The following is a 23449-nucleotide window of genomic DNA, read 5'->3' on the forward strand; positions in this document are numbered from 1 at the left end:
TGGCCGCCTAAACCGCCTGTGGCGAATATAAATACCCAGAACAAGGACTATGAGCAACGGATCACCAGTCTTCCTTCAAAATAGATTCAATTTCCTGGCGATTGTTGCTGTGCTTTTTACCACTCTCTTCGGTTGGTTCAACCCAAACAGCTGGTCGATCATCCTGCTGCTGGCCTGCCGCCTGTTTTACGGCAATCCTCTTACCAATATAAGAACAGCCTTCGCCAACCGCATCTTCCTGGCGTTCTTTATATTTTTCCTGATCGATGCGGCCGGGTTTCTCCATACCCATGACATGGTTACGCAAGGGAAGATTGTGTCAAAAGAAGCTACCATGGTCGCCATTTCCTTCGTATTCTGCGCCGGAACATTTGCCGATAACAAGAGCTACAGGCGGTTGATCACTATCTATTCCCTGCTGTTGCTGGCGTCTTCCCTGTATTGCCTTTTCATTGCCTGGCGCCATTACCAGACGAGCAAGGATCCTTACGATTTATTCTATCATGCCCTCACGGCTCCTATCTCTTATAATGCCGTGTTCTTCTCCGTATACGTTTTGTTCGGCATCGTCTTCCTCTTGTCCCGCTATGGCGAGCCGGCCATCGATTTCCTGCCGAAATGGGGGAGGAAGGTGCTGCGCTATGCACTGTTCGTTTTCTTCCTTGGTATGATGGTCATGCTGTCTTCCAGGCTTATGATGGTGATAACGCCACTCATCATCATCAACATCATCTTTCGCAGATTTTCCTACCGAAAGCGAAAGCTGGCCTTGCTGATCGTCGGATCGCTGATCCTTATTATGGTTGGCGTGTTTGGCTCTTCCAATAATTTCATCAGTTGGCGATTCGGTGAGATAAAAGAGGGGCAGATTACTGTTTTAAAGCAAAAGCAATTCGATTCCACTACGCATTTTAGTTCCTGGGACTCCCGCCTCCTGCAATGGCGTTATGCGATCGAGATCCTGAATGCGAAGAATGGCTGGGTCTTTGGCGTGAGTCCCGGTGACTGCCAGAACCTACTGGATCAGAAGTACATCGATGCACATATGTACGTCGGGGACCCTGCCGAAGGCCCCAACAGGCATAATCGCGGCTACCTCGGTTTTAATTTCCACAACCAATATATAGAGACGCTCGTGCAATCGGGGTTAGTGGGTCTGGCCTCCCTGGTGGCTATCTTTGCACTGTTGTTTGCCTATGCCAGACGATCGGGGGTAAGAGAGGCCTGGTTCGTCATGCTGACCATTGCCATCTGGTTTCTCGTGGAGGCGCCGCTGACCCTGCAGCAAGGTGTTTTCCTGTTCTGCTTTTTCCCGTTGTTGGTTGTCAATATGCCCCGAAAAGCTGTGCCGGAGCCGAAGGATAGTGCTAAAATCGCCATAAATTAATGATAACAAACAATTTGCATGACGAGTTCACGATAATTCGGGACTAAACACTATTTTGCGACGCAAATATTTGTAAAAATTTAATTCAATCTATCCATTCAACACGTATGGAAAATCAACCTAAACAACCTGTTTCCGGGGAAGAAAAGGAAGTCGACCTGGGCCTGCTTTTCACTGTCTTTACGAAAGTGATGCATAGCATAGGCGCTGGTCTGAGATCATTTTTTAATTGGCTCTTCGAAGGCGTCATCCTTTTCCTGTTATTCCTCAAGAGAAGGATCCTGCTGGTACTGGTCGGCCTGTTACTGAGCCTGGTGCCCGGACTGTACAACTATATGACGAAAGGCAATCAGTACTATTCGACCATGACGGTCAGAGCCAACTTCGGGAGCGCTCCTGAGCTGTACAATAAGATCGACTACTTCAATTCCCTGATCAAGCTGGGCGATACCAAGAAACTGGCAGACATTTTTCATCTGTCGGAACCCGAGGCCGGCAAACTTCGCACATTCGCGATCGACCCGGTAGACGATGAGCTGCAGGCAGCCGAGCTGTACAAGAGCACCTTCTTCGATCTTGACAGGAGCTTCGAATCCCCGAGCACCGAAGCCGGCGCCATGCTACGGGACACTTCGTGGCAGAAGCTGATAAAATATGCTGATTTCAAGAAAAAGCTGAAGAATACCGACTTTCCTTTACAGACGATCACCTTATATAGCCTGTCGCCCGACGTCTTTACGCACGTGAGTGCAGGGCTGATCGAAACCGTAACCAGTACCCCATCACTGCTAGCGAGAAGACAAGCGGAAGATTCGTTGGTGCAAGAGCAGGCGAATCTCATCCTCGGTTCGCTTTCCAACGCGGATACCCTTATGAAGGCCTACAACAGGAAGATAGGCTCTGGCGACCGGGGGGCGGATGTTTCGACCCTGGCCATCTCCACTCAGCCGACCCACAGCCCGGTAGTAGAGCTGTTCGATAAAGAAAAAGACCTGAGAAGATCGCTGACCAATACCCGGCAACATGTGGAGGAACATCGGGATATTCTGCAGGTCTACTCCGATTTCAACGCGGTGGGTACGCCTATTGCCCCCTTCAGGGAGTCTTTCCTCCAGTATTCGGTGTGGTGCCTGCTGGGAACGATCGTCTTGTTGCTCCTGTTCGAAGGCTATTTGAAACTGGGCGAATTGGAAAAGCGTAGAAGCACTGCCAAAGGGATATAATGCTTAAAAGGCTTTCTCTTGTCGCGCTGTTCACGGGTTCTGCCCAGTTGACCACCTTGATTGCTCTGAAGTACCTGGCAGGGTCCATGGATGCCGGCCGGCTTACTGCTCTCGGCGATATAGATTCGTTGTTGAATCTGATCATTAACCTGATAGGACTGGGGTTGTTGATGTCATCGGTGAGGGATATCGCCATCACCAAGGATTGGCAGCTGGAGGTGGACAAAGCGCAGACGGCCCGGATGACCCTTTCGCTCTGTCTGATCCCCGCCGCGGCATGGAGCATTTACAATCACGATTACCGCATCTTCCTTTTTGCACCCATCTTCGCGCTCAACGCCGATTATGCGTTGTATGGAAGGTCTTATCCCGTGCTCGCGGCATGCCTCGCCTTCGCAAGAGTGTTGATCCCCTACATATTCGTACTCATCGCAGCAGCCATGCACTCTGCCTATACGGTAGAGATATTTCTCTTTAGTTCGGTACTCGTCTACCTTGGGTCGGGGCTTTTTATTGCCAGGTTCCTGGGCCGGCCCTATTGGCGGCGACCCTCCTGGAAAAGCCTGCATTTGTACTGGCTGAGCCTTGGCCTGGGGATTGCAAGTCTCTCCTATTATTTCATCGGGCTCGGTCTTATTCCCATCGTCGTATACTTCTACGACGACCGGGTTGCAGCTGCCGCCTACGTCGGCTGCAAGGTATACATGATCTTCAAAGGTGTTTTAAGGATCATCAGCCAGTCCTTTATAAAGGAAATGGTCAGTACGGAGGTACAATTGCAGGTGGACAGGCTTGCCGGTTTTGCCGGGTTCCTCTTCCTGGCAGGCGTGCTGTTCTACCCTAATTCGTTCATAAAGCTTTTTCTGAGCAAGGCCCTGGAGTTCGACAAGCGGATGCTGATCATCCTGGCGCTCGCAGGCCTTGCCGCCTCGGTGCTGATCAGCTATGTCAACAGGGCCATTCTGGAGAAAAGAGACCGCCCCTACTCCGTGATCACCGGTATCGCAACCCTTGCTTCCATTGCAGTTTGTATAATTCTTTCCTTTTTCTTACCTTCTGCGGCAAGTGTATTTATCGCCATCCTGGTAGGAGAGTTGATAAGCATGCTGGGCCTTGTGGGCCTCTTCCGCAGTAAGAAGGACCTCATCCTGAGATCGAAGATCTGGTTGAAATACATTCTGCTGGCGGCGATACCCCTGGGTGTCAGAGTTTGTTGGGGCGATTCCTTGCTCCCCTTTTTCGCCGGGATGGGCCTCATGGGAGGGGCATTCCTGCTGGTCTTCCATAAAAGGCTCCGCCTGTAAAGAAATTCAAATCAATGCGAGCAAGCAGCTTATCCATAAAAAACATCTTCCGGCTCGAGACGCTTATCGTGCTGTACTTCCTGGCCCTGCTGTTCTTTGGCAAGGGATTCACGAAATTTCCCGTTATCGGCCCGTTGTATCTGCATGATGCCGTGCTGCTGCTCATTACGTTGCTGGCGATAAATCGGGGAAAGCTGGTATCCCGGTTCAATTCCATCTGGCTGCTGCTGGCGATAGCCGTGTTCTACCTGGTGGTCTCCCTTCTTTTCTTTCATTTGCCGGGGCCGATAGTGCTGATGGCCTTCCGGCAATTCAATCTGTTCCTTTACCTGGGGTGCACATTCGTGACATTCAATGCTGTCGTAATGACCAGCAGCGATCTGTGGAAGCCCATAGCGCTGATCAAGCTCATATCCGTCCTCTCCGTTGTGTTACAGTGCGGACTGTTGATATATGGGAAACTATTCGTCCCCAATTTCGAGCTATTTGGGGAAGGCGATTATAATTATTACTCCCCTCTGGCCGTGTTTGGCATCATCACCTACGGCGCCATGGTCGCCACCTACGAAAAGAATGTCTACCTCCGGTGGATCAAACTCATCCTTGTCCTCTTCCTTTCCACCACCACCGGGCACTCTTCGGCTTTTCTTGCCGTCTTCGTCATCATCCTTGTGCATTTATTCATCATGATCAAGCCCATGCAGCGATTCATCGCGCTCGGGTTTTGCCTGGGCGCCGTGCTGGTGCTGGATTTCCTGCCGGAGTTCAGGGATGTGAATGCCAGTTGGCGACTGTTATACTGGAACCATGTGCTGCACAATGTCATAGTTGATCACTATATGATCCTGGGCAACGGTTTTGGCAGGCCCTTTATGACCTATGACTTTGCTTTATACCTCAACGATGCGCTTCATTCTCCTATCATGATCGACGAGCTGTATCCCATGGCACGCTACCTGTCCCCGCCGCATAATTCGCTGCTCACCATGTGTTTTCATGTGGGCCTGTTGCCGGTGCTGCTGCTGCTTATTCCATTGCGGCGGTTCTTCGTTCAGGTTTTGATGCGCTCACGTCCGGCGGATGATTCGGTCACCTTCCTCGTTTATGCCCTTCCCGGCTGTTTTGTCTGGGTCATGTTCAACGTCATACTCGAACTACCCCATTCGGCTACCTTTTTCTGGCTTGTTTTCCTGACCACTGCTTACGCTTTGAAGGTTCAGGACAAGCGGGCGACCACGTAAAAAATGGTAGAAATTAGCGGGAAAATAGCATCTTTGCGCTTCCATGAAGAGGATATTATTTTTGGCGCAGGTGCCTCCTCCCGTACATGGGGCGTCGATCGCGAATAAGATATTGATCAGCAGCGACCTTATTGCGGAGCATTTCGAAAGCAGGCATATCGATATCGGCGCAGCCGGGAAGATAGAAGATATCGGCAAGTTCTCGGTGGCCAAGCTGCCTGGGGTAGCCCGCACGCTGGTCAGCATTGTCCGAAATCTGTTCGTATTCCGGCCACATATCGTCTATCTGAGTCTGGCGCCTTCGGGATTCGCCTTCTACAGGGATGTCGTCTTCGTTCAGATCATCAGGCTTTTTGGGCCAGAGCTGGTCTTCCATCTGCACGGGAAGGGTCTGCGCCGCAGCGGGGAAAATAGCCGCCTGTTCAGGCGGCTTAGCAAAAGCATCTTTAAGAACTGCCATGTCATCTTCCTTTCCGAAGGACTTCGTTCGGATGCCGCCGGTCTCTCCTATAAAAGCTCTTTTGTCGTCAATTATGGATTCCCGGAGGGGCCGGTAGCCCCAAGGGTCGCATCCGATGGTCAAAAAAAGATCGAGATCCTTTATCTTTCCAATTATGTCCGTACCAAGGGAGTGATCGACCTTGTGGACGCCCTGGAGCTGGTTTCCCGTACGCATAACCATTTCGGCGTCACCCTGGCAGGAAAACCTTTTGACATCAGCCTGGAATTCCTGGAGAACTATGTAAGGGAAAAGGGTCTGGCAGACAGGGTCAGGGTTTGCGGACCCAAGTATGATGGCGACAAGGTCGAACTGTTGGAGAAAGCCGATATCTTCGTCCTGCCGACCTACTACGAGAATGAGGCGTTTCCCCTGTCGATACTGGAAGCCATGAAATTCGGTCTGCCTGTCATCAGCACGTATGAAGGCGGGATCCCCGATATGATAGCGGAAGGAGTGGATGGGCGGCTGTTCCCCAGCAGGGATATTACGGCCCTTGCGCGACAGATCGAATACCTGCTGGATCACCCGGAAGAAAGAAGATCGCTGGGCGAGGCCGCCAGAAGAAAATTTTTGGAAAGGTTTACCGTTTCTACTTTTGAACGGAATATGCTGCAGGTGTTTCAGCACATCTGCCCGCAGGAACCATAAAACGAACTCCATCATCTATGTGCGGCATTGCAGGATTTATCAATTTTCAGGAGGCGGACAAACTCGCCCGGATGGCCATGGACGCCGAGGCGCACAGGGGGCCGGATAGCCGGCAATCATGGACGGAGGACAATGTCACTTTCGCCCATCTGCGCCTGTCCATTATCGATCTGGACCACCGGAGTGACCAGCCTTTTATCAAAAACGGGCTGGTGATGGTCTTCAACGGGGAGATATATAACTATAAAGAGCTGCGGGCACGCCTGCTGGAAATCGATGCATCCCTTGAATTTCGCACGGATTCGGACACAGAAGTTCTGCTGGAATGGTACCGGCTGAAAAGAGAGGAATGCCTGGCCGATCTCATCGGGATGTTCTCGTTCGCCGTCTATGATCCAACGGCAAAGACGCTTTTCCTGGCAAGGGACCATTTTGGGATCAAACCCTTGTTCTATACTTTTATAGACAACCGGCTGGCCTTTGCTTCCGAGCTGAAGGCGCTGGTGAATATCCCGGGATTCAACCGGACGATCAATCGGGTGACGCTGGTCGGGGCAATGACGTATCTATGGGTGCCCGGGAATGAAACGATGTTTGAAGGCTGCTTTAAGCTGCCACCGGCCCACTACATGCAGCTGGACCTCTCCAATCCTTCCCTACAGCCACGGATAAAAGAATACTGGCGCCCCGAGACCCGTGTCGTTCACACCGACGAAAAAGCGACCATCGAGACACTTACGGACTGCATGGAAGCCTCGATCAGGCGGCATATGATCGCGGATGTGCCGGTGAGCAGTTTCCTCAGCGGAGGCCTTGACTCCTCGCTTATCTCGGTGATGGCCGCCCGCACCGGCGTCAATCTTTCCACCTATACGATCGGGACATCGGAAGAAGACAAGAAGGTAGAAAAGATGCCTGCCGATGAAAAGTATGCCCGGATGCTGGCCGATCAGTTTCATTTCGATCATCATGAGATAGTCGTCAAAGCCAATATCATTGACGATCTGCCCAGGATGGTGTATATGCTGGACGAGCCGATAGGCGACCCCGCGGCGCTGAACACCTATCTCATCTGCAAGGCGGCCCGGGAGAATGGAGTGAAGGTACTGCTCTCCGGCATGGGTGCGGATGAGCTCTTCTTTGGCTATCGCCGGCAGCGGGCTACCTTGCTGGCCACCCGGTATCAGCGTACCCCTGCCTTCCTTAGAAAGTCACTGGAAGCCATAGCCGCCCTTCTGCCGGTAAAGGCCTTTGGAAAAGGCATCCGCATCGTCCGCTGGCTAAAGCGATTCTTGTCGTTTGCTGGGTTATCCCCCGAAGAAGCATACATGCGCAGCTATTCCTATTATGACGCCAATGAGCTGAAAGAGCTTTTCCGGGCAGATGTCAGCGCCGACTTCGGAAAACTGCGCGAACAGCACAAGCATTTCTACAACGAAAATGGGTACGATGAGCCGAGAAACAAGATGTGCTACACCGATATGCATCTGTTCATGGTCGGCCTGAACCTTACCTATACGGACAGGGCTTCCATGGCAGCATCGGTGGAAGTAAGAGTACCCTTTATTGACAGGGAGGTGGTGCAGACGGCCTTACACATCTCCGGTGGCCTGAAATACAAAAAGAAACAGCAAAAGTACATCCTGAAGAAAGTAGCGGAAAAGTATTTGCCGCATTCGATCATTTACCGGCCGAAAGCATCCTTTGGGGCGCCCATCCGCTCTTGGATCAGCAATGATCTGAAGCCCCTGATCGACGAGTTGCTGTCCGAACGCCAGGTAACTGCCAGAAATCTTTTCAACTACGGCTATGTGAAGAAGCTCATCGACGAAGACCGGAAGGGAATCGCCGATCATGCCTATCGACTCTACCAGCTCATCACCGTCGAGCTGTGGTTGCGCCGGTACGCCGATGAGCCCGCGGTCCCTGCTGGGCCCGCCGCAGTCTATGAGCAGGCATAGACGGGCCTGTGGGAAAAAGGCGACGAGACCCCGGTGATGGCAGATCCCCGGTTTGCCGACACCGCGAGATCGCAAAAAAATAACCGATGGTTTACTATGAAATATTAAAGAAAAATATTATCTTAATATACTGCTTTTATAGCCAAATCCTCCCCTTATCTAGCCAGATGGTACCCTCGCCAAACTGATCATCTCCTTACGACAGATCGTGCCCTGACCCCCAAACGCTAAACACCCTGTCGTCATGAAACGCTTTGTCTGGCTACTTTGTGCAATCCTGCCTGCGATGCAGGACTGCACCAAACACGTAACTTCCTTCTATGTAAGCGGTAACAACCTGAGTGCTATCCTTATTCCACCGGGAAGAGATATTGCCGATTTTATCGGGACTCACCCACAAAAGAACGAATTCCTGCTTGCGACAGGGCAATATCCAGCCGGCCAGGGGACCTGTATCACCCGGAGCCACATCATCATCCGAAGCAAGAGCCCAGGCGACCAGCCTCGGATCACCGACCCCATGCAGTTTTGCGGAGATAACAATGTCATCGACGGGCTCACCTGGGATGCCGATAAGGATCCGGGTATCCGCATGTCCGACCCCGGGACATTGTGCCTCAGCGGAAAGCGTAACATCGTACGAAATTGTGTTTTCCGCAACTTCCGGACAACAGTCAACGGAGACGTGATCGTCATGCTCGGCCGCTTGTTTACTGGAAGCATATTCATCAATACGGTGGCGGACTGCAATACCATCGAATCCTGCGTCTTCGACAATTGGGGTTTAAGGGGCGAGCCCCATAATTCGGTGAAAAGCTCCACTTGTATTGCGGTAGGCCTGGAAAACGACAAGGGAAGGTTCACGGGAACAGTGATCAGGAAGAACCTCTTCATCAACGGGCCCTATAGGGAATACGGCTATAACGCTGCCTGCAAGGTATTCAACGCCGTCCTGCTGGAAGACAATACTTTCTTTGGCGGCCAGGAATGCATGGAAATGAAATTCGGCAACAGTACGGTGAGAGGCAACATCATCCATCATTTCTCCGGGTATAATATCCTGGCCAACCGATATGGGAAGAATAGCCTTTATGAATACAACACGGTGTACGATGTGGCCCCTTTCGATGGCGTTTCCAGCTCCCAGGGGCTCATGATCTGGGAATGCGGCAATACGGTATTACGGAACAACCTGATCTATGACTGCCAGACGACCGGACTTATCCCGGGAAGACAGACCCTGCAGAACACCTTGTTGGAGTACCTGTTGATCGAAAACAACAGTTTTATCAATAATAAGCGCGGCATTGTCTTTGAAAACGAGACCGGCAGTCCCCGCCAGGTCTTCATCACCAGGAACATCTTCTACCACGGTGCGGGTGCTGCTGTCTATGCCCTGTCCAATGTCGATACCGCATCGCTCGCCTATTATGCGGACAATCTGTATTACGATGGCTTCACGGAAAGAGGCGACAGAGCTCCTGTGATAGCAAATCCGCAGTTTGTCAACCCAGCCGGGCAGAACTTTCTGCTTTCCAGCCAGTCTCCCGCCTGTGGATATGGCGCCTTCCCCTGCGGGACGGCAAATGCCGGGTCCGGGGAGCCCCCGGACGACCCGGCACGTCACGTGGTTATCTACCCGACGAAAGATAAATGGGTCTTTCACGTCGGGCTCGTCGGGTTGGACATCCGGCCCCTTCGCCTGGAGGTAGTGGACGGCGCCGGAAAAGAACTGGCAATAAGAAATGTTCCCGATCCGGGCTATAAACTCTTTAGCAATATCGACCTGCGGGCGAGCCAGCCACGGGATATCGTTATCCGGTTGAATACCGATAAGACCGTTATCACCAAATACGTACATATCGAATAAATTGGGGCGACAGGCCTGTTTCGCGCACTTTAATTCGTTAATTTCGCGGCCAAGTTATCATACATGAAGCAGGTTATCCAGAATTTCAAGACAGGAGAGTTGTACGTAGACGAAGTGCCATTGCCGGCCCTCTCGGGGGGTATGGTATTGGTAGAAAATCGATTTTCCCTGATCAGTGCGGGTACCGAACGCAGTACGGTCAAAACGGCAAAGGCTAACCTGCTGGGTAAGGCCCGGCAGCGTCCCGATCTTGTGGCCCAGGTGCTGCAAAACATCCGGAAAGAGGGTCTCAAAGCTACGCTGGAAAAAGTACGTACAAAGCTGGATTCGCTCAAAGCGCTGGGTTACAGCACAGCCGGTGTGGTCGTCGGCTCGATGGACACGGAAGGCCGCTTCAAACCCGGAGACCGGGTCGCTTGTGCCGGCCAGGATTATGCCTCCCATGCGGAGATGGTCAGCATCCCTCAGAACCTCGTCGCCCGGATACCCGACAATGTTTCCTTTGAAGAGGCCAGCTTCACGACACTGGGGGCCATCGCCCTGCAGGGTGTTCGACAGGCAGAACCGCAGCTGGGTGAGTCCGTTTGCGTCATCGGACTTGGGCTGCTGGGACAGATCACCTGCCAGCTGCTGAAAGCAAATGGCTGCCGCGTATTAGGCATCGATATGTCCGCCAGGCTGGCGGGGCTGGCCCGCCAACTGGGTGCGGATGAGGCCCTGACCCGCGATGATGCCGATCTCAAAAACGTCATCGAGCATTTTACAAACGGCTACGGATTCGACAGCATCATTATTACGGCCGCGGCGCCTTCCAACGACCCCATAGAGCTGTCGGCGGAAATCGCCCGGAAGAAGGGAAGGGTGGTCGTAGTAGGCGCCGTTAAGATGGATATCCCCCGTGATCCACACTTCTACCGAAAGGAGCTGGAGCTCCGCATGTCCTGTTCCTATGGACCAGGCAGGTACGATGTCCACTACGAAGAGCAGGGCGTGGATTATCCTTACGGCTATGTACGGTGGACGGAACAGCGCAACATGGAAGCTTTCTTACAGCTGCTGTCGCAGAAAAAGCTCGATCTCAACGCCCTGATCACCCATCGCTTCGATATAGATGAGGCAGCGACGGCCTATGACATCGTCATGGGCAAGGTGCAGGAGCCGCACATCGGTATTCTCCTGCACTATCCCCCAAACGACAGGAAGTTCCACACCTTCACACCGATGAAAAGCCAGGCTGCCGGGGCGGCCCTGCAAGTCGGTTTTATCGGGGCAGGAAGTTTTGCACAGAACTACCTGATCCCGCCGGCGAAACAAGCAGGCGCAACCTTGCAAACGGTGGTCACTTCCAAAGGGATCACGGCAAAGAACGTAGCCACCAAATTCGCCTTTGCAAAAGCGTCGACAGACAGCTCGGACATCATCGATGATCCGGGTATCGATACCGTTTTTATTGCCACCCAACACGATACACATGCATCTTACGCCCTGGAGTGTCTGAAAGCAGGAAAAAAGGTATTTGTCGAGAAGCCGTTGGCGATGACCGAAGAAGGGCTCGAAGATATCCGCTCGTTCTATGAAGCGCACGGTGGTTTTTTGATGGTAGGCTTCAATCGCCGGTTCTCACCGGTGGCGCAGGCCCTGAAAAAGGAATTCGAAGGGGTAGCCGACCCGCTGGTCATCAACTACCGGGTGAATGCGGGCTTTATTCCAAAGGAGCACTGGACACAACAGGCAGATACGGGCGGCGGCCGGATCATCGGGGAAGTGTGTCACTTCATCGATCTGCTGCAATTCTTTACAGGATCGCTGCCGGTGAGGGTCTTTGCAGAGTGCATCGGCTCGGACAACAGCCGGGTGAAAAATGATGACAATGTTCTCATCACCATCCGATTCCAAAACGGGTCCATCGGGACCATCACCTATGCGGCGGAGGGCGATAAAGCGCTGGCAAAAGAACGGGTAGAGCTGTTTGGCGGAGGCAAGGCAGGTATTATCAATGATTTCAGAAGCGGGGAGATCTTTCACAACAACAAAGCAAAAACGCTAAAGCTCGACGGCAAGGGACACCGGCAGGAAGTGGAAGCCTTCCTCAACGCCGCGAAGACCGGCGGGAATAGCCCGATACCTTTCGAATCCATCTACTATACTACGCTGACATCCTTTAAAATACTCGATAGTCTTAGCAGCGGCCTTCCTCAAGCCCTTTAAACAATGCCAATGACAGATCAACAACATACCAGCGACATCCGGCAGTTTTGGAACGAAAATCCCGTTGGAAGCAATTTTGTAGCCTACGAGGCCGACAAATCCTTCTATACCAAATATGACGAATTCCGGTATAGGACCGAAGGACATATCCTGGGTGAATTGGATGCCATCGACCTGGCAGGGAAAAAAACGCTGGAGATCGGGCTGGGGCAGGGGGCCGATTCCATGCAGCTGATCGACCGGGGCGCGATCTATTATGGAATTGACCTCACCGACGAATCAGTGCGCAGGGTAAAAGAGCGATTCAGGCTGTTCGACAAAAAATACGCTGAGGTAAGAGTGGCTAACGCGACCCAGATCCCCTATGCCGATGAGACCTTCGATATCATTTACTCTCATGGGGTGATCCATCACTCTCCCGAGATAGAGAAGATCGTAAGCGAGATACACCGCGTGCTGAAGCCGGGTGGACAGGCGGTGATCATGCTATACCACAAGAACTCCTTCAACTATTACGTCAGCATCGGCTTTTTAAGAAGGACAGGACTCATGCTTATGCAAGTACTTCCCTTCCTGGCCAAACCCGTTTCCAAGCTCACCGGTGAAAGCGTCGACCGGATCAACCGCCACAAATACCATCTTAAACAGGAGGGGTGGAAATATTTTCGGATGAAGAATTTCCTGCATCGGTCGACCGACGGACCTGACAACGTCTATTCATCAGTGTGGACCGATAAGACCTCCAGGAAGCTCTTCGGCGCTTTCTCCACGGTAACCACCTATGTTCATTTTCTGAACGAACGGCATTTGCTGGGCATTCAACACCTTTTGCCCCAGTCGGCAAAGAAAGCCATGGCCAGGCGGTATGGGTGGCATTTATGGATAAAAGCGGTCAAATGACAAAACACTCCCCAAACCATCTAACTGTATTTACTCCGAATGAAACCGACCTCCCTTCTGCTGCGACGTGCCCTTGTCTGGACGACGATGGCAGTAATCATCCTGTTGCTTGTCTTTCAATATCTCCGCAACAGAAGCCTGTGGCTCGACGAAGCCATGCTTGCATGGAGTGTCATCAGTAAAAATCCCTTGCAACTCTTTAAGCCGCTCGACTATAGCCAGGTGGCTCCTATCCTTTTCCTGCTCATCGAAAAATTGTTTACCTCGATCTTTGGGAACAACGACATGGCCCTGCGAATTTTTCCGCTGTTATGTGCCATACTAACGCTTCCCTTGTTCTACGATTTCGGCTCTGCCCTCACCAGGAACCGGACCATCGGCTTCCTCGCCTTGTGCCTGCTCGGCTGTACGCCAAAATTCATTTATTACTCTTCCGAGATGAAGCAGTATGCGTGCGACATGTTCGTCCTGTGTGCCATTTATTTTGCGGCCTTTAGCGAGTCTTCTTTTGCAGTCCGCAACCGGAAAGTATTACTCGCGGTCACCGGGGCCATAGCGGTTTTCCTGTCCAATGTTTCGGTTATTCCCCTGGCGATCGTAGGCGGTTTGCTGTTCTATCAGTGTGTCAGGAATAAAAACGATCGGGAAATTTATACCCTACCGCTGGTTGTCTGGGTGGCCTGCATCGGCGTCAATTTCTTTGCGTTTGTCAACAATAATCCTACGGCACAGGTGATGCGGGCGTATTGGCAGGATTACTTTATGCCCTACCCCTGGCATGCGGGATTTAAAGATTGGTTGGTCACAAGGGGCACCGATGTATTTTCCGGTCTGCTGCCAACGAGCGGTCCGTCGCTCTTCTGGCCACATATTCCCATCCCCTACCTGTTGGGGATGATCCTTTACGGCGGCAGCATCGTGTATCTATTGTTATCCAGGAGGTTTCGGCTATTGTATTTGTGCGTGGGGCCCGTTGTGCTGCATTTATTGCTAAGCGCACTAAAGCTTTATCCTTTCGACCTGCGGCTGATCCTGTATATGTTGCCGTTGTTCCTGCTGGTCATGGCCACCGGCCTGTTTGCGCTTTGCAATTTCCTTTTCCAATGGGCGCCCGCTGTCCTGCGGTATGCGGTTGCCGTGCTTTGCGTGGTGGTGTTTTTTGCCTGGAACGCCTATTACAATTATCCTTTCCTCTCCAGCGGTGAAGATATCAAGCCGGTGCTTACCGTCATGAATCAAAATATGCAGGACGGGTACAATGTCTACGTATATTTTGGCGCCAGGCCTGCCTATCGTTATTACCGGGAGATCGGCTATGCGCGTTTCGGGGGCGCGAAGATCGTCATGGGCGAAAATCATACCGGTGACCCGGAGGGTTATCTCACTGAAATGAGATCGCTGAAAGGACCAACCTGGTTCTTAATCTCCCATGGGAGCACTCAGGAGGAAGAGCAATATATCCTGAAAGGCCTGGCCATCAGGGGGCCCAAGCTCAAGGAATTCATTGGCTATGGAAGCAGAGCCTATTTATTTGACCTTAAGTAATTTGTATTTTAATACCAGGGCAAGAAACCGGGCATTACCCACCAGGTAGCGCTTGAACATGCGCCGCGGCTCCTGGTACACGCGGAAAAGCCATTCCAATCCAACCTTTTGCATCCACATCGGGGCGCGTTTCACCAGGCCGCTGACGACGTCGAAGCTTCCGCCTACCCCCATGATGAAATTAACCCTCCGCAGGACTTCCCGGTTCTGGTAAAGGAAATTCTCCTTGGTAGGTGAAGATATGGCCACGAAAAGGATGTTGGCGCCCGAATCGGCGATCTGTCGGGCGATGGTCGATTCCTCTTCTTTTTTGAAATAGCCGTTGCGACAGCCGGCGATGATATCGGGGGAATAAAGTTCAGAATAATGCTGGACGACCGACCGGACGATTTCCTCTTTGGCGCCGAAGAAGAATACCTTATAATGATTGCGGCTGGCAAGGCCGACCAGCTCTTCCATCAGATCGATACCGGCTACCCTTTCCTTCAGCGGCTTGCCCAGCAGTTTGGAGGCCCACACCACACCCTGGCCGTCCGCGTTGATGATATCGGCGTTGACTACGCTTTCCCGCAGCTGGGGATCCTTTTGCATGGAAACGATCTTTCCGGCGTTGACAACGGTATGGTGCAGGTGATCGCTGTTCTCGATGGCCGTAGCGATACTTTTCAGCGTCTCGCTCATGCTCAGATTGTCGATCGGTGTACCCAGTACTACAACTCGTTGATCCATTTCTTAGAATTTGAAGATGCAAAATAACAACAGAAGGCGTAAAACATCCAGGCTTGCGCCCACCGCATATAGTTGATACGAGAGCTCATTAAACGCCGCTTCTGATAAAAAAAGTATCCCTGGGGCGCCTGCATTTTTCGGATGGTCCAATCCAACACCTTGTCGGCCAGCTCCTGGTGCTCTGCCATCCGGTTCATTTTATATAAGGTGGCCATGAGCTGGGCCGGGGAATGAATATCTACCGGAAAGGTCTTATTATTGTAATACTTGGGGATACCGCCGTCGGTAAAGAAATGCTGCAGGTAATAGGAAAAGCCTTTTTCCAAAAAGGGCTGGAACGAAGCGTCCCCCGTGAACTGCTGGTACTGGTAGATGCATTCCAGGTTGAACCCGGTATGAAAATTATCCACCCACGCGTGATAGGGAAGCGTCCCATATGCCCAGGCGCCGTCGGGTTGCTGCCGGTCGGAGGCATACTGCACTGCTTTCCGGGCTTCATCACGGAGAAGCGTCTCTCCTGTATAGGAATATACTCTTGCCAGCAGCCGGGCGCCCAACAGGGAGGCGTTGAAAACCTGTGTTTTATCAAGGGGGGAATAGGAAAAAGAGAAATTCCCTTTCTCATCGTAGGTCCTGTTCAGGTCGTTGAGGACGAACCGGGCGCTGGAGAGCGCGGTATCCTGCCAGCGGGATTCCTTCAGGGTGTCGCCGGCGGTAAGCAAAGCATCTGCTACGAAGGAGGTAGCCACTACGGTAGGAGTATGCCTGGGTTGGAAGAAGGCCCGTGCCTGCCAGTCAAAATTGTAACCCCAGCAAGCCCCCGCATAGCCCCCGGAGGCGAGACCGATGATCTTATCCGCCAGAAAAACGATCTTTTCCCGGTATTCATCCTTGGGCTCTGTCTTATACAGGTAGCAATAGCCGGTTAAGAAGAGCGCAAGTCCCTTGGCGTTGTGTTCTTCCGGTACGAAGGCGATTCGCCGGAGATTTACCGGGCTGAGTTTGAAGAACTGGATCCAGGCCAGACGGGCCCATCGCGATTGCCGGAGACCGGGCAGGGATTGAAACAGGCGGCTGTTTAAACCATCATAGGGATCCCATCCCGCGAATTCTTTGTTCTCGCAAAAGACTTTAAGGGACGAAAAACTTCTAACCGAGGATAACGGCATAATATTCCACTGCAATCGGCAGTTTTGGCAACAAAATTAGTAAATATTTGTCATGGTAATTTTCCCGATATTGTAAACCGAAAATACGAAGACAAGAGACTCATGAGAACGTTGCTAAAATACCTTGCTCCTTATAAATGGCTGGTAGTGCTGGCGCTGGCGCTGGCGGCGATAAACCAGGTGTTTTCCATGCTCGACCCCTATTTCATGGGAAAACTGGGGCTCGATAAATTGGCCGGCCACCCCTGGGAAACCGGTTATTTCGACCATAATAAGGTTTTTCATAAGACCGGCGACCGCACCCAATCCCAATTTATTTGGGCCGCCATCGCCTTCCTGAGCATCCAGGTGAGCGTGGCCATGGTCTCCCGGATTGCAAAAGCCTTCCAGGATTATTTTAGCAATGTCATTGTACAGCGATTTGGGGCGACGATCTTTACCGATGGCCTCCGTCATTCCATGGCCTTGCCTTTCAGTGAATTCGAAGACCAGCGCAGCGGCGAGACCCTTTCCATCCTGACGAAGGTGCGCGCAGACACCGAAAAGTTCATCATCGCCTTTGTCAATGTCCTGTTCACTATCTTCATCGGTGTCATCTTCGTTTCCATTTATTCCTTTACGCTGCACTGGTCGATCATGCCGATCTATGTGACGGGCATGATCCTGCTATCCCTGCTGACCAGCCTCCTAAGCAAAAAGATCAAGCGTATCCAGAAGACCATTACGACGGAGACCAATGCCCTGGCGGGCAGCACCACGGAATCCCTCCGGAATATCGAACTGGTGAAAAGCCTCGGCCTCACCGAACAGGAGGTTAAGCGGCTTAATCAAAACACCTTCAAGATACTGGGCCTCGAGCTGAGGAAGGTAAAAAGCATCCGCGCGCTCAGCTTCGTGCAGGGCACGTTCGTCAACTTCCTTCGCCAGTGTATCATGTTTCTCCTTCTCTGGCTGGTATTCGGACACCGGCTTACGCTCGGTGAAGTGATGACCATGGTGTTCTATTCTTTCTTCATCTTCGGCCCCTTACAGGAGCTGGGCAATATCATCCTCACCTATCGCGAGGCAGAGGCTTCCCTCAACAATTTCGCCGTATTGATGAAAAAGGCGCCGGAGATGCCGCCAGTTCATCCAAAGCCACTCGGCCCCGTCCAGAGCCTGGCTTTCGAGGATGTCATCTTCCGGCATCAGACGGCGCACCACAATGCCATCGACAATATAAGCTTCGAGGTGGAGAGGGGAGAGACCATCGCCTTCGTGGGTCCGTCCGGTAGCGGAAAGACCACCCTTATGAAGCTGCTGGTGGGGTTATACCGGCCGAAAGAAGGGAATATCCTGTACAATGGGCTGGACGAGTCGGCCATCAATTTCGAGGACCTGCGGCGGCAGATCGGTTTCGTCACCCAGGATACGCAATTGTTTGCCGGCACCATCAAGGAAAACCTGTTATTCGTCAATCCGGAGGCATCGGAGAAAGACCTGCAGGAAGCCCTGCGCAAAGCTTCCTGTACCAGCCTGCTGGCGCGTGCGGAAAAAGGCATCGATACCATGATCGGGGAAGGGGGACTGAAACTTTCCGGTGGAGAAAAGCAGCGGTTGTCCATTGCCCGGGCGTTGTTGCGCAACCCTACCCTGTTGATCTTTGACGAAGCCACTTCGGCGCTGGATTCATTGACGGAAGAAGATATTACGCGAACCATCCGGGAAATTTCTGCGGATGGAGATCAGATTACGATCCTCATCGCACACCGGCTGTCCACTATCATGCATGCCGACCGCATCTATGTGCTGGAAAAAGGTGTGATGGCGGAGATGGGAACCCATGCGGAGCTGGTTGCCGAGAAAGGCCTGTATTATGCAATGTGGCGGCAGCAGATAGGCGAGCGGAAATATGCAGCAATCAACCCTTAAACTCAACATAACAACCTATGGGCTGGCTATCTGACATTTTTGGTGGCGGAAGCGGGATCAAACAGGCAATGCAGGAAGGAGCAGTAATCATCGATCTGCGTACTGCCTATGAATTCGACCAGGGGCATATTCCCCGGAGCCTGAATATCCCGGTCGACCGCATAAAGGCCAATCTCGACCGTATCCGGGGCTTCAACAAGCCGGTGATCCTGTGCTGCGCCACGGGTAGCCATTGCTGGGAGGCGGCCGACATCCTGCGAGATGCGGGTATTTCGCGGGTGATCAACGGCGGGGCCTGGCAATCCGTGTTGCAAAAGGCGCGGAGATAAAAAAGAAGCGCCCCTCTGTGAAGGGGCGCGGGATGGCCGGTTGTATCCTATTTTCGAGTGCAGTTAAGTCTTTGTACCTCCGTTTTCAGCGAATCCACCTGTTTCTGCAATTCAATAGTATATAGCGTCAGCTGCTCGACTTTTTCGAGCAGTTTGGCCTCGGTGGCGCCGAGGTCGATGCCATTTTTTTCAACTTGGGCGGAGGTGGGCATGCCGGGTAGATGGCTGTTCAGCCTAATATAGGCAGCGACACTATCGAGTGAAGGAAGTTGATAGTTTTTCCGAAACACATAATCGGGCCAATTAGCCTGTAGCTTGACAACGGCCTCGGTAAAAATGGCAGCCCCGGCCACTGCAAACGCGTATCCTTTGGTATCCATAGTATTGATGCCAACATGATTCTGCCAGTCGATGTTGAGGGCAGACGGTCCTGTTCCGTTGGAGTTCATAACCCCCATGATCATGTTGTTATCGACTGTTGCGGCAAGCGTATAAACCGTGCCGGTGGCATTGCCTTCCACTCCCAACCCGCCGATGGCGCCGGTATTCCCCTGGATAAGCAGGCCCAAATATGCCGGAGTGTTGGCGTTGACATGAATATCGAGAGGTTGAGAGCCCGTCCATGGCTGAGCAAAAAGCGGTGCAAAGACCAGCATAAAGCCGGAGATGAGGATGAGTTGGCGCATAAATTATAGGTTATGGTTATTTTTCAGATAAGCTCTTCTTCAACTGATCGACCTGTTGCTGCAGGTTAGCAAATTTCTGGTTCTCGGCTTTCAGCGAATCGACCTGTTTCTGAAGATCGATGGTATAGAGCGTCAGCTGTTCGATTTTTTCGAGGAGTTTGGTTTCGGTAGAAGCGAGATCGATGCCATTTTTTTCGACTTCGGCGGAAGTCGGTATCCCGGGGAGGTGATTGTTTTCCCTGATGTATTTTTCGATGCTTTCCAGCGAAGGGAGCCTGTACTCCTTTTTGAAAACATAATCCGCCCAGGGTGTGAATGTGGGGTTGTTGCTGGAAGTAGCCTTAACGGTCACTTGGGTGAAGAGGGCCGTGCCGGCCACTGCAAACGTATATCCTTGTGTATTCGTGGTATTGATGCCCACTGTATTGCCAAACGTGCAATTGATCATGCCTACTGAAGGTTCGGTGCCGCCGTAGGCGCCGATCTTGAGATTATAGGGGTCGGCGGTGATCCAAAAGGCGTTGCCCCCGCTGGCCTGTACGACCACATTGCCATTGACGCCCGACGCTCCCCCACGGACCCAGGCGCCGATGTTGCCTGCCGCCAGCGCGTCCACGACCATAAAGTTGTTATGGATCATTCCATAGACGTCAAGGGGACAACCAGGGTTCATTAGGTTGATGCCTACGTTACCGCCATTGTAATAGATCGCACCACTGTTACCGCTGACAAATGGCCATTGACCTTGGGCGAATCCGGAATAGAAAGCAAATAGAAGACCGGTGAAGAGCAGGGCTTTTTTCATGATTGACAGGTTTATGGTTGATGGATTTAAGCATGTCAATGTTAGCAAAGTTTCCCCTCCTGCCCAATTCCGGCGAGGCATAGTTCACGGTCGTACCATTTATGGAATAGCCGTGCTGAAACCCGTCGTTTGCGTGGTTTTGAGTATTCTTCTATTTTATCAGATATTTGCGGCATGAACGAAAAAATAAAGGAGATCATCAACGAATCGCTTGCTGTGAAAAACCGGGTGGTGCAGGATCCAAGACTGATCGGGATCGTCGCGGAGATCGTGACCCTCATCGTCGACCGGTTCAGGGAAGGCAAACACCTGTATTTCTGTGGCAACGGGGGAAGTGCGGCGGATGCGCAGCATCTGGCAGCTGAATTCTCCGGCCGGTTTTATATCAACCGCGATGCGTTACCCTCGGAGGCTTTGCATTGCAATACTTCCTATCTGACAGCGGTGGCTAACGACTTTAGTTATGACCTTATTTATTCCCGGCTTATCAAGGGCATCGGCAAGCCCCGGGACATCCTGGTCGGGATGTCCACCTCCGGCAACTCGGTGAATATTCTCAAGGCCTTCGAAACGGCCCGGGAGAAAGGGATCACGACGATCGGGATGACGGGTGAAGGTGGCGGCAAGCTCAAGGAATTAAGCGACTATCTCATCGACATTCCTTCCAGGAATACGCCCCGCATCCAGGAAGGGCATATGCTGTTGGGACATATCATCTGTCAGTTGGTGGAAGATCAATATTTCAACGCATGATCATCCGGGAAGCCATCGTCCTGGCCGGTGGACTCGGTACGCGGCTGCGCGCAGCCGTCCCCGATCTACCCAAATGTATGGCGCCGGTCGGCGGCCGGCCCTTCATCGGGTATGTCACGGATTATTTCCGGCAGGCGGGCATCCAACGGTTTATTTTTGCGCTGGGCTATAAGCATTCCGCTTTCGACGACTTTTTTCGGCAGACCTTCCCCGAGGGCGGGTATGTTGTTTCCCTCGAGCAGGAGCCGCTGGGCACCGGCGGGGCTATCCGGCAGGCCTGTACGTTCGCGACGGAACAGACGGTACTGATCCTCAATGGAGACACCTTTTTTCGCATCGCCCTGGAAGCCCTGTCGGCCTTTCACTACGAGCACAAGGCCGACTGTAGCCTGTGCCTGAAGCCGATGAGGGATTTCGACCGCTTTGGCGTTGTCGAACGGGACGGGCAACAACAGGTACGGCATTTCCGGGAGAAGCAATACTATGCGGAAGGGCTTATCAACGGCGGGGTCTATGCCCTGGACAAGGAGAAATTCTTACAGGAAAACCTTCCGCCCGTGTTCTCTTTCGAGAAAGACTACCTCGAAAAAGTGCTGGATACCCGGCGGGTATATGGGCTTGTACAGGATACGTATTTTATCGATATAGGTATCCCGGAGGATTACCAGCGTGTACAACATGAAGTCAACCAATTACTATGATATACAGGAGTAAAGCGCCCTTGCGGATAGGGCTTGCCGGTGGCGGCACGGATGTAAGCCCCTACTGCGATCTGTATGGCGGAGCGATCCTCAACGCGACCCTGTCGCTGTACGCGCATGCCACTATCGAACCGCTGCAGGATAAGACCATCATCCTGCAGGGTGTCGACCGGAAGGAAGAGCAGCGCTATGAGAACGGGACCGACCTGGAGGCTCTGCCCATAGATGGAAAGCTCGATCTGCTGAAGGGTGTCTACAACCGCATTCGGAAAGAATATGGCTGGTCGGGTGGCGGTTTCCGGTTGTCGACCTTTGTAGATGCGCCCGCAGGGTCGGGTCTCGGCACTTCATCTACCCTGGTGGTCGCCATCATCGGCGTTTTTACGGAAATGCTGCGGTTGCCGCTGGGAGAATACGACATGGCTCATCTTGCCTACGATATCGAACGCAAAGAGCTGCTGATGGCCGGCGGCCGCCAGGACCAGTATGCAGCCACTTTCGGCGGGGTGAATTATATGGAATTCTATAAGGACGACAAGGTGATCGTCAACCCGCTGCGGGTGAAACAGCAATATCTTTTCGAGCTGGAAAATAATTTGCTTCTGTACTACACGGCAACAAGCAGGGAGTCGGCCCGCATCATCGAGGTGCAGAGCCGGAATGTCACCGACAAAAAAGAAAAATCGATCGAGGCGATGCATCAGTTGAAACACCAGGCCCAACTGATGAAGGAGGCCCTGCTGATGGGCCGGATCCATGAGATCGGGGAGATCCTCGATTTTGGTTTCCGCCAAAAGCAAAAGATGGCCGAAGGCATTTCCAACGCCTTTATCGATAACATCTACGACCAGGCCCGTCGCGCCGGGGCTACGGGTGGAAAGATCTCGGGAGCGGGCGGAGGCGGGTTCATGACCTTCTATTGCCCGGGAATCTCGAAATACCGCGTTATGGAAGTACTGGCAAGCCTGGGCGGTCATTGCCAGCCGTACAACTTTACGGGTCATGGGTTGACCACTTGGACCGTTTAATATTTGCATACCTTTGCGTATGTCTGCACCAGAAAAACCCAATTACCTTTGGAGCATCTTCACGATGAAATGTCCCCGCTGCCGCCGGGGTCCGATGTTCTCCCAACCCAATGCCTGGAAATTAAAGGAAGTCCTTAAAATGCCCTCGAAATGCCCCGAATGCGGGCAGCCTTATGAGCTGGAGGTCGGCTTTTGGTATGGTACGGGATATGTCAGCTATGCGTTGTCCTTTGCCCTGTCGGTAGCAACCTTCCTCGCCTGGTGGGTCCTCGTGGGGCTGTCCACCAACGACTACCGTTTCTTTTACTGGATGGGGCTTAATGCCGTCTTCCTGATCGTGCTACAGCCCTGGCTCATGCGGCTGAGCCGGGTGGTCTATCTGTATTTCTTTGTCAGCTACGACGCCCATTACAAGCACACAAATGTGAAGCAGTTCGATTACGAGACGAACAGTTATTACCAGAAAGAGGGCGAAGATGAGGGCCTGGCGGAAAAGTGAAAGCCATCCTTTTCTTTTGTCGGGATGGCTTTCTGGTTATATGATTGGGT

Annotated in this window: 20 protein-coding genes; 16 read left to right on the forward strand and 4 right to left on the reverse strand. The window is 52.4% G+C overall.

Going from position 1 to position 23449, the window contains the following annotated elements; genetic code table 11:
• Positions 1–49 precede the first annotated feature (49 nt).
• The 10 genes from IEY39_RS16350 to IEY39_RS16395 all read left to right on the forward strand — a co-directional run bounded on the left by IEY39_RS16350 (position 50) and on the right by IEY39_RS16395 (position 14789).
• Positions 50–1387 carry an O-antigen ligase family protein gene (locus IEY39_RS16350; RefSeq protein WP_188933439.1) on the forward strand — a complete coding sequence of 446 codons (1338 nt, stop codon included), beginning with the start codon at positions 50–52 and terminating at the stop codon, positions 1385–1387.
• Between the two features lie 107 nt (positions 1388–1494).
• Positions 1495–2610: a hypothetical protein gene (locus tag IEY39_RS16355; RefSeq protein ID WP_188933441.1), complete on the forward strand. Its 1116-nt coding sequence runs from the start codon at positions 1495–1497 to the stop codon at positions 2608–2610.
• On the forward strand, positions 2610–3914 hold the full coding sequence (locus IEY39_RS16360) for a polysaccharide biosynthesis protein (RefSeq protein ID WP_188933443.1): 1305 nt from the start codon (positions 2610–2612) through the stop codon (positions 3912–3914). Before IEY39_RS16355 ends, IEY39_RS16360 begins: the two co-directional genes overlap by 1 nt.
• A gap of 14 nt (positions 3915–3928) precedes the next feature.
• On the forward strand, positions 3929–5155 hold the full coding sequence (locus IEY39_RS16365; RefSeq protein WP_188933446.1) for a hypothetical protein: 1227 nt from the start codon (positions 3929–3931) through the stop codon (positions 5153–5155).
• A 43-nt stretch (positions 5156–5198) separates the two neighbouring features.
• The gene (locus IEY39_RS16370; RefSeq protein WP_188933447.1) at positions 5199–6305 is read left to right on the forward strand and encodes a glycosyltransferase family 4 protein; all 1107 of its coding nucleotides are present in this window, start codon (positions 5199–5201) and stop codon (positions 6303–6305) included.
• Positions 6306–6322: 17 nt separating this feature from the next.
• Positions 6323–8266: an asparagine synthase (glutamine-hydrolyzing) gene (asnB, locus tag IEY39_RS16375; RefSeq protein WP_188933448.1), complete on the forward strand. Its 1944-nt coding sequence runs from the start codon at positions 6323–6325 to the stop codon at positions 8264–8266.
• Between the two features lie 244 nt (positions 8267–8510).
• Positions 8511–10136 carry a right-handed parallel beta-helix repeat-containing protein gene (locus IEY39_RS16380; RefSeq protein WP_188933449.1) on the forward strand — a complete coding sequence of 542 codons (1626 nt, stop codon included), beginning with the start codon at positions 8511–8513 and terminating at the stop codon, positions 10134–10136.
• Positions 10137–10199: 63 nt separating this feature from the next.
• Positions 10200–12344 carry a bi-domain-containing oxidoreductase gene (locus tag IEY39_RS16385; protein ID WP_188933450.1) on the forward strand — a complete coding sequence of 715 codons (2145 nt, stop codon included), beginning with the start codon at positions 10200–10202 and terminating at the stop codon, positions 12342–12344.
• Between the two features lie 9 nt (positions 12345–12353).
• The gene (locus IEY39_RS16390; RefSeq protein ID WP_188933452.1) at positions 12354–13244 is read left to right on the forward strand and encodes a class I SAM-dependent methyltransferase; all 891 of its coding nucleotides are present in this window, start codon (positions 12354–12356) and stop codon (positions 13242–13244) included.
• 39 nt (positions 13245–13283) lie between these two features.
• A complete protein-coding gene (locus IEY39_RS16395) occupies positions 13284–14789 on the forward strand; it encodes a glycosyltransferase family 39 protein (protein ID WP_188933453.1) in 1506 nt (501 codons plus the stop codon).
• On the opposite strand, the gene IEY39_RS16400 is transcribed toward IEY39_RS16395, so the two are convergent.
• Both IEY39_RS16400 and IEY39_RS16405 read right to left on the reverse strand, forming a co-directional pair.
• Positions 14772–15518 carry a WecB/TagA/CpsF family glycosyltransferase gene (locus IEY39_RS16400; protein ID WP_188933454.1) on the reverse strand — a complete coding sequence of 249 codons (747 nt, stop codon included), beginning with the start codon at positions 15516–15518 and terminating at the stop codon, positions 14772–14774. The two genes, IEY39_RS16395 and IEY39_RS16400, sit on opposite strands and share 18 nt — an antisense overlap.
• Positions 15500–16687, reverse strand: a complete 1188-nt coding sequence (locus tag IEY39_RS16405) for a delta-aminolevulinic acid dehydratase (RefSeq protein ID WP_188933455.1) — start codon at positions 16685–16687, stop codon at positions 15500–15502. The genes IEY39_RS16400 and IEY39_RS16405 overlap by 19 nt, the downstream gene beginning before the upstream one ends.
• Before the next feature lie 102 nt (positions 16688–16789).
• On the opposite strand from IEY39_RS16405, the gene IEY39_RS16410 reads away from it, so the two are divergent.
• Complete coding sequence (locus tag IEY39_RS16410) at positions 16790–18598, forward strand: ABC transporter ATP-binding protein (RefSeq protein ID WP_188933456.1); 1809 nt, start codon at positions 16790–16792, stop codon at positions 18596–18598.
• A gap of 17 nt (positions 18599–18615) precedes the next feature.
• On the forward strand, positions 18616–18927 hold the full coding sequence (locus IEY39_RS16415) for a rhodanese-like domain-containing protein (RefSeq protein ID WP_188933457.1): 312 nt from the start codon (positions 18616–18618) through the stop codon (positions 18925–18927).
• Positions 18928–18974: 47 nt separating this feature from the next.
• Here the strand turns inward: IEY39_RS16415 and IEY39_RS16420 are convergent, their stop codons facing one another.
• Together IEY39_RS16420 and IEY39_RS16425 are read right to left on the reverse strand one after the other, a co-directional pair.
• Positions 18975–19613: a hypothetical protein gene (locus IEY39_RS16420; protein WP_188933458.1), complete on the reverse strand. Its 639-nt coding sequence runs from the start codon at positions 19611–19613 to the stop codon at positions 18975–18977.
• 16 nt (positions 19614–19629) lie between these two features.
• On the reverse strand, positions 19630–20418 hold the full coding sequence (locus IEY39_RS16425) for a TMF family protein (RefSeq protein ID WP_188933459.1): 789 nt from the start codon (positions 20416–20418) through the stop codon (positions 19630–19632).
• A 174-nt stretch (positions 20419–20592) separates the two neighbouring features.
• Here IEY39_RS16425 and IEY39_RS16430 point away from each other — a divergent pair, with 174 nt between their 5' ends.
• Genes IEY39_RS16430 through IEY39_RS16445 form a run of 4 tightly spaced genes read left to right on the forward strand, consistent with a single transcriptional unit; the run spans position 20593 to position 23399 of the window.
• Entirely contained in the window at positions 20593–21171 is a 579-nt protein-coding gene (locus IEY39_RS16430; protein ID WP_188933460.1) for a D-sedoheptulose-7-phosphate isomerase, read from the forward strand.
• The gene (locus IEY39_RS16435) at positions 21168–21872 is read left to right on the forward strand and encodes a nucleotidyltransferase family protein (RefSeq protein WP_188933461.1); all 705 of its coding nucleotides are present in this window, start codon (positions 21168–21170) and stop codon (positions 21870–21872) included. Before IEY39_RS16430 ends, IEY39_RS16435 begins: the two co-directional genes overlap by 4 nt.
• Positions 21869–22900 carry a GHMP family kinase ATP-binding protein gene (locus IEY39_RS16440; protein ID WP_188933463.1) on the forward strand — a complete coding sequence of 344 codons (1032 nt, stop codon included), beginning with the start codon at positions 21869–21871 and terminating at the stop codon, positions 22898–22900. The genes IEY39_RS16435 and IEY39_RS16440 overlap by 4 nt, the downstream gene beginning before the upstream one ends.
• Before the next feature lie 19 nt (positions 22901–22919).
• The gene (locus IEY39_RS16445; protein WP_188933465.1) at positions 22920–23399 is read left to right on the forward strand and encodes a DUF983 domain-containing protein; all 480 of its coding nucleotides are present in this window, start codon (positions 22920–22922) and stop codon (positions 23397–23399) included.
• Positions 23400–23449: the final 50 nt, after the last annotated feature.

The organism is Puia dinghuensis (assembly GCF_014642875.1).
GTDB lineage: Bacteria > Bacteroidota > Bacteroidia > Chitinophagales > Chitinophagaceae > Puia > Puia dinghuensis.

Bases quoted from the DNA above. Each gene is read 5' to 3' on its own strand.
- IEY39_RS16350 (WP_188933439.1), top strand. From the start codon at position 50: ATGAGCAACGGATCACCAGTCTTCCTTCAAAATAGATTCAATTTCCTG.
- IEY39_RS16355 (WP_188933441.1), top strand. From the start codon at position 1,495: ATGGAAAATCAACCTAAACAACCTGTTTCCGGGGAAGAAAAGGAAGTC.
- IEY39_RS16360 (WP_188933443.1), top strand. From the start codon at position 2,610: ATGCTTAAAAGGCTTTCTCTTGTCGCGCTGTTCACGGGTTCTGCCCAG.
- IEY39_RS16365 (WP_188933446.1), top strand. From the start codon at position 3,929: ATGCGAGCAAGCAGCTTATCCATAAAAAACATCTTCCGGCTCGAGACG.
- IEY39_RS16370 (WP_188933447.1), top strand. From the start codon at position 5,199: ATGAAGAGGATATTATTTTTGGCGCAGGTGCCTCCTCCCGTACATGGG.
- asnB (WP_188933448.1), top strand. From the start codon at position 6,323: ATGTGCGGCATTGCAGGATTTATCAATTTTCAGGAGGCGGACAAACTC.
- IEY39_RS16380 (WP_188933449.1), top strand. From the start codon at position 8,511: ATGAAACGCTTTGTCTGGCTACTTTGTGCAATCCTGCCTGCGATGCAG.
- IEY39_RS16385 (WP_188933450.1), top strand. From the start codon at position 10,200: ATGAAGCAGGTTATCCAGAATTTCAAGACAGGAGAGTTGTACGTAGAC.
- IEY39_RS16390 (WP_188933452.1), top strand. From the start codon at position 12,354: ATGACAGATCAACAACATACCAGCGACATCCGGCAGTTTTGGAACGAA.
- IEY39_RS16395 (WP_188933453.1), top strand. From the start codon at position 13,284: ATGAAACCGACCTCCCTTCTGCTGCGACGTGCCCTTGTCTGGACGACG.
- IEY39_RS16400 (WP_188933454.1), bottom strand. From the start codon at position 15,518: ATGGATCAACGAGTTGTAGTACTGGGTACACCGATCGACAATCTGAGC.
- IEY39_RS16405 (WP_188933455.1), bottom strand. From the start codon at position 16,687: ATGCCGTTATCCTCGGTTAGAAGTTTTTCGTCCCTTAAAGTCTTTTGC.
- IEY39_RS16410 (WP_188933456.1), top strand. From the start codon at position 16,790: ATGAGAACGTTGCTAAAATACCTTGCTCCTTATAAATGGCTGGTAGTG.
- IEY39_RS16415 (WP_188933457.1), top strand. From the start codon at position 18,616: ATGGGCTGGCTATCTGACATTTTTGGTGGCGGAAGCGGGATCAAACAG.
- IEY39_RS16420 (WP_188933458.1), bottom strand. From the start codon at position 19,613: ATGCGCCAACTCATCCTCATCTCCGGCTTTATGCTGGTCTTTGCACCG.
- IEY39_RS16425 (WP_188933459.1), bottom strand. From the start codon at position 20,418: ATGAAAAAAGCCCTGCTCTTCACCGGTCTTCTATTTGCTTTCTATTCC.
- IEY39_RS16430 (WP_188933460.1), top strand. From the start codon at position 20,593: ATGAACGAAAAAATAAAGGAGATCATCAACGAATCGCTTGCTGTGAAA.
- IEY39_RS16435 (WP_188933461.1), top strand. From the start codon at position 21,168: ATGATCATCCGGGAAGCCATCGTCCTGGCCGGTGGACTCGGTACGCGG.
- IEY39_RS16440 (WP_188933463.1), top strand. From the start codon at position 21,869: ATGATATACAGGAGTAAAGCGCCCTTGCGGATAGGGCTTGCCGGTGGC.
- IEY39_RS16445 (WP_188933465.1), top strand. From the start codon at position 22,920: ATGTCTGCACCAGAAAAACCCAATTACCTTTGGAGCATCTTCACGATG.